The sequence below is a fragment of the Companilactobacillus halodurans genome (assembly GCF_009600985.1).
GTDB classification, from domain to species: Bacteria; Bacillota; Bacilli; order Lactobacillales; family Lactobacillaceae; genus Companilactobacillus; species Companilactobacillus halodurans.
This window is the reverse complement of the sequence record NZ_VDFP01000252.1, coordinates 1-1,092: the sequence shown is the minus strand read 5'-3', so window position 1 is coordinate 1,092 and position 1,092 is coordinate 1. Positions and strand designations below refer to the sequence as shown.

The 1,092-nt window shown below is 37.8% G+C and carries 1 protein-coding gene; it reads left to right on the top strand.

The genetic code is table 11. From position 1 onward, the window contains the following. The coding region (locus tag FHL06_RS13970; RefSeq protein ID WP_238334068.1) for a M1 family metallopeptidase at positions 1 to 1,092 on the top strand (1,092 nt) is incomplete at both ends.

Genomic DNA, 1,092 nt, shown 5'->3' with positions numbered 1-1,092 from the left:
GATATCAACCGTGGTACAAAACAATTTTCTGGTAAGACTGTTATTGATGGTGAGGCTAAGGTGCCATCAATTTCTATTCACCAAAAGTATTTGAATATTGAAACGGTCCAAGCTGATGGAAAAGATGTTCCATTCACAACTGACGATAACAATGATGCAATCAATATTGATTTGCCACAAGCTGGTGAAACAACTTTAACAATTACATATAATGCTAAATTGACTGACTCAATGATGGGTATTTATCCTTCATATTACGAAGTTAATGGTGAAAAGAAACAAATTATTGGAACACAGTTTGAAACAACTTTTGCTCGTCAAGCTTTTCCATGTGTTGATGAACCTGAAGCAAAGGCTAAATTTGACATGGCTATCAAGTTTGATGAAAAACCAGGCGAAACAATTTTAGCTAATATGCCTGAAATCAGAACTGAAAATGGTATTCACTATTTTGATACAACTGTTCGCATGTCAACTTACTTAATTGCCTTTGCATTTGGTGATCTTCAAAGCAAGATCACTAAGACTAAGAGTGGTGTTGAAGTTGGCGTCTTCGCTACTAAAGCTCACAAAGCTAATGAATTAGACTTTGCTTTGGATATTGCTAAACGTGCTATTGAATTTTATGAAGACTTCTATCAAACACCTTATCCACTTCCACATTCATGGCAATTGGCACTTCCTGATTTTTCAGCTGGTGCTATGGAAAACTGGGGTCTTGTTACATATCGTGAAGCTTATTTGATGGTTGATCCTGACAATACAGCTCTTGATACAAAACAATTAGTTGCCACAGTCATTACTCATGAATTAGCTCACCAATGGTTCGGTGATTTGGTAACTATGAAGTGGTGGGATGACCTCTGGTTGAATGAAAGTTTCGCCAACATGATGGAGTATGTTGCAGTTGATGCATTAGAGCCTGACTGGCACGTTTGGGAAATGTTCCAAACATCAGATGTTCCAGCTGCTTTACAACGTGATGCTACTGATGGAGTACAATCCGTGCACGTCGAAGTTCAAAATCCAACTGAAATTGACGCCTTTTTTGATTCAGCTATCGTTTACGCTAAGGATGCAAGAAATCTCGTA